This is a genomic window from Streptomyces huiliensis, assembly GCF_020037025.1.
Lineage (GTDB): Bacteria > Actinomycetota > Actinomycetes > Streptomycetales > Streptomycetaceae > Streptomyces > Streptomyces huiliensis.
In genome coordinates this window covers 1-4700 of sequence record NZ_JAIQLH010000301.1, presented here as the reverse complement: position 1 = coordinate 4700, position 4700 = coordinate 1, and the positions used below count along the sequence as shown (strand labels likewise).

The following is a 4700-nucleotide window of genomic DNA, read 5'->3' as shown; positions in this document are numbered from 1 at the left end:
CACGACTCAATACAGGCCCTAAGGGCCCATGCGAAGGACGAACTCCCCGCAGACGAGAGCTTGCTCCGCCAGTGGAAACGGTGGGAGTCCGGGCAGCTCCCCAACGAGTTCTACCGCCCGCTCATCGCCGCTGTCTTCGGCACCGTGACACACGCCCTCTTCCCCGCGCCGGCGCGGCGGGACGGAGACAGGGAGATCCTGGCTGCGAGTGGCATGGAAACCCTGGAGATCGTGAGCCGTCTGAACCGGTCCGACGTAGACACCGCGACGCTCGACGCCCTTCGGATTACCACCGATCGACTGTGCTCTGAGTACCCGTTCATGCCGAGCGCCCAACTCCTCATCGAGGGGCGCCAGTGGCTCCGCCGGGTGGTCGATCTCCACTCGAAGAGCCTCACGCTCTCGCAACATCGCGAGGTGCTGGCCCTTTCTGGCTGGCTCGCCCTGCTCGTGGGCTGCGTCGAGTACGACACGGGAGACCGGCACGCGGCCGAGTCGACGCGCCGGGCCGCTCTGTCGTTGGCGACGGAGGCCGACCATGCCGAGGTGGCCGGCTGGGCGCACGAAATGCGGGCCTGGTTCGCGCTCACGACGGGGGACTACCGCGGGGTGGTTGCGGCGGCGGAGGCGGGAACACAAGTGGCCGCACATCACGGGGTAGCCGTACAGCTTGCCGGGCAGGAGGCCAAGGCATGGGCCCGGCTTGGGGACCGGCGTCGGGTAGAGGTGGCGCTCGACCGGGGGCGGAACCTGTTGGAAGGGATGCCGCACCCGGAGAACCTGGACAACCACTTCGTGGTGGACCCGGCGAAGTTCGACTTCTACGCGATGGACTGCTACCGCCTGGTCGGGGAAGACAAGCTGGCGCGGACGCTCGCCGAGGAAGTCCTCAGGGCAGGGACGGACTTCGACGGAACGGAGCGCAAGCCCATGCGCAACGCGGAAGCGCGCGTCACGCTGGGCGTGACGGCCGCCCGAGAGGGTGACCTCGAACAGGCACTCATCATGGGGGAGCGCGCCCTCGAAGGCGAGCGTCAGTCGGTGCCGTCGCTCATCATGACCAGCCGTGAACTGGCGGCGGAGATGCGGCACCGCTACGCGTCCGAGCCTGCCGCTCAGGACTACCTTGCGCACCTGCGCGAGCTTGGGAAGACGGCCCCAGGCTTCCTGCCCCAGTGACAGAAGGAGCGGCCTCCGGCCGCGCGACCTTTGGCAGCTCGCTGCGCTCGCGCGCGATGGTCGACGTCTGGCGCTGGGCGCCGTCGCGCTCTGCTGCCAGACCGAGGCATCGAAGAAGCCACCCTTGCCCGCGTGGGGTGGTCTCTTCAGCAAGAAGAGCACCCTGGTCGTGGCGGGGGGTGCTCTTCTTGCTCGTCTCGACGACTGTTTGGAGACGAGCACAGCATCCGCTTCCACAGCGTCCGCCCCCGTTCCTCCCAGGGGTCACGCCTGACCTGCGAAATCGTGCTCTTAGCAACTAGGCGTGCCCGGACGCTGCGGACGCTGTCGGACGCTGGGTATGTTGGTCAGCGTCCGCAGGAATGGTGCAGGTCAGAGGGGGTGAACGATGGCCGACGGACGCTGCGGACGCTGCTTACCCTCAATTCTCTAGGACGGCTAGAGGCTGCTTTTCAGTGGGGGCGCCCCCCGCCCCTGAAAAGCTAGCGGACCCCGCGAGAGCGGCACAGGCCGTCGACGCGCTCTTTGATCTGCCGCCCGCCCCTTGGAAGGCGCCAAGGACGGCATTCCAAGGGGGCAGGGCCGGGCAGGTTCGTTGAGCCCTACTGGCCAGTGACTACTGCCTAGTGGCAAGCCGAGACCCCTTTCCGGGTCCCCTGCCAGCCCAGAAGCCGTTTCAGTGGCTACTGGCAACCTTGCCGCTAGCCAGTAGCCACTGGCCCGACCCGGGAGACGAACGGTTGCAGCAGTCGCCCATGGCGCTGGCGTCGAGACTGGGGAAGGCGGCCGGAAGGACGTCCGCCCGAAGGGCGGTCCTTCTTGTTCTTCCCCGCACCGACGGACCGGTGGTCCGGGCCGCCGGCCCGCCCGATAGCGGCTGGGCGGCATCCTTCACGGAGCCGTCGATCGGGCCGATTCCGGGGTGGGCCGAGACGGGCCGCTATCCGCTAACGTGCTGGCCACCCGCACTTTTGGTCGCTAGCGGGGTCGCTAACGTTAGCGATCTCCGACGCTAGCGCTAGCGGCGCTTCCGGGCCCGGGGCCGGGCCGTCTGGGGGCCGTCCGAGGGTGGCCGACGATGACAGATGACGACAGCCAACGACCGCCGTGTGAGCCTTCGGCCGCAGGTCAGAGGTGAGTGAGCAGCCAACTCTCCAGAAGATCAGGCGTAGTTGAGAGTCCCAGGGCAAGAAGAAGTAGTCCTCCCCGTACGGCAGGTCCCGGTACGGCAGGTCCCGGTACGGGCAAGGGCCCCCGAGCGGCGTTCGCCGTCCGGGGGCCCTTCCCGTGAGTGACGTGTGAGGCGTGTCAGCCGCAGCCGCCGCCGCAGTTGCAGGAGCCGCCCTGCTGGCAACCGCAGCTGCACGACGGGCCGCAGTTGCATCCGCTCATCGCGGGCGTCGCGGGAGCCACACGCTCAGGGGCGAGAGAACCGGTCATGCGGTACCTCCTCGATGGGTGGTCTGCCACACCCCACTCAACGCTCACCCGATGCCGGACGTCAATGCGCCGGGTGTACGAGTGTGCGGGCGCACCGGGGGCGTCAGGGAGCGCACAGGCGCACGCCGGGTATCACGGTGTCTCCTTCGCGCCGGGGGCGCCCGCCGTCTGGTTGAGCTCGTCCGCGTGCTCCCCGGTGACCAGGTAGACGACGCGCTTGGCGACGGAGACGGCGTGGTCGGCGAACCGCTCGTAGTAGCGGCCCAGCAGGGTGACGTCCACGGCCGTCTCGATGCCGTGCTGCCAGCGGTCGTCCATCAGGTGCTGGAAGAGGGCGCGGTGGAGCAGGTCCATCGCGTCGTCGTCCTGCTCCAGCTGGAGCGCCAGGTCCACGTCCTTGGTGATCAGCACCTCGCCCGCCTTGGCCATCAGCCGCTGGGCGAGCTGGCCCATCTCCAGCACCGTCGAGTGCAGGTCGCGCGGGACCGCCGTGTCCGGGAAGCGCAGCCGGGCGAGCTTCGCGACGTGCTGCGCGAGGTCGCCCGAACGCTCCAGGTCGGCGCTCATCCGCAGGGACGTCACCACGATCCGCAGGTCCGTGGCGACCGGCTGCTGCCGGGCCAGCAGCGCGATGGCCCGCGCCTCCAGGTCCCGCTGGAGGTCGTCCACCTTGCTGTCGCCGGCGATCACGGCCTCCGCGAGCTTCAGGTCCGCGTCCAGGATCGCCGTCGTGGCGCGCCCTATGGCGGAGCCGACGAGCCGCGCCATTTCGACCAGCCCGTCGCCTATCGAGTCCAGCTCCTCGTGGTACGCGTCCCGCATCGTGTCCTTCTCTCGCTTCGAGCTCTCGCTTCGAGTGGTACGGCGGCCGGGGGTGTGCCGAGGCCGTCCGGGCCGCCGGCCGGCCGACCGCGGTCCGGTGCTTTCTGAGGCCGCCCGGTACCACGATCCGGCCGGAACGCGACGGGTGTCGACCCCCGGAGTGAACCACCGCCGACCTCAAGGTGAACTCTCGGCAACGTGTGTTCGAGGCGCCCCCCTTTTGACTGTGGGGCTGTCGGTGCCCCCGCATAACCTGGAGACATGAACGTGGACGCGGCCGTCGCCGCAGCGGCAGCCCTCGCCGGCCTGTGCACCGGTGTGATCGCCATGCTGGCGTTCCGCTGGAGCGAGCGCGACCAGGCGCGCCCCAGCCGCAGCTCGCTGCACACCGACGCGGTCCTGCCGCCCGGCGTCGACACCGTCCTCTCCGTGCTGCGGTCCTCCGCCGTCGTCCTCGACGAGGGCGACGCCGTCGTCAAGGCCAGCTCGGCGGCGTACGCCCTGGGCCTGGTGCGCGGCGGCCGGCTCGCCGTGGACGCGATGCTCCAGATGGCCCGCGACACCCGCCGCGACGGGGAGATACGCCAGGTCGAGCTGGACCTGCCGCGCCGCGGCACCGGCCGCGGGGACGCCCTCGCGGTCTCCGCCCGAGTGGCGCCACTGGGCTCCCGCCTGGTCCTGCTGCTGGTCGAGGACCTCACCGAGGCGCGCCGCATCGAGGCCGTCCGCCGGGACTTCGTCGCCAACGTCAGCCATGAGCTCAAGACGCCGGTGGGCGCGCTGTCGCTGCTGTCCGAGGCCGTGATGGACGCCAGCGACGACCCCGAGGCCGTCACCCGCTTCGCCGGCCGGATGCAGATCGAGGCCACCCGGCTGACCAATCTGGTCCAGGAGCTCATCGACCTCTCCCGGGTGCAGAACGACGACCCCCTGGAGGACTCCGAGCCCGTCCGGGTGGACGAGCTCGTCGCCGAGGCCATCGACCGCTGCCGCCACCAGGCCGGCACCAAGCAGATCACCATGGCCTCCGGAGGCTCGGCCGGCCTGCACGTCTGGGGCAACCGCGGCCAGCTCGCCGCAGCGCTCGGCAACCTCGTCGAGAACGCCGTCAACTACAGCCCCGCCCGCACCAGAGTGGGCATAGCCGCACGCCGGGTCGCCGCCCCCGGCGGCGACCTGATCGAGATAGCCGTCACCGACCAGGGCATCGGCATCTCCGAGAAGGACCGCGAGCGCGTCTTCGAACGCTTCTACCGGGT

At 70.0% G+C, this 4700-nt stretch carries 3 protein-coding genes; 2 read left to right on the top strand and 1 reads right to left on the bottom strand.

The window, feature by feature from the left end:
- Positions 1-1179, top strand: a 1179-nt coding sequence (locus JNW98_RS31730) for an NsdA family TPR-like regulatory protein (protein WP_223771761.1), incomplete at its 5' end; no start/stop codon positions are given.
- 1572 nt (positions 1180-2751) lie between these two features.
- Here JNW98_RS31730 and phoU read toward each other — a convergent pair.
- Positions 2752-3441 (bottom strand): phosphate signaling complex protein PhoU, encoded by a 690-nt coding sequence (phoU, locus tag JNW98_RS31725; RefSeq protein ID WP_223771760.1) that lies wholly within the window; start codon positions 3439-3441, stop codon positions 2752-2754.
- 261 nt (positions 3442-3702) lie between these two features.
- Here phoU and phoR point away from each other — a divergent pair.
- On the top strand, positions 3703-4700 hold a 998-nt coding region (phoR, locus tag JNW98_RS31720), incomplete at its 3' end, for a two-component system sensor histidine kinase PhoR (RefSeq protein ID WP_223771759.1).

Excerpts from the sequence above, each read along its gene's own strand:
- phoU (WP_223771760.1), bottom strand. The coding sequence starts at position 3,441 with ATGCGGGACGCGTACCACGAGGAGCTGGACTCGATAGGCGACGGGCTG.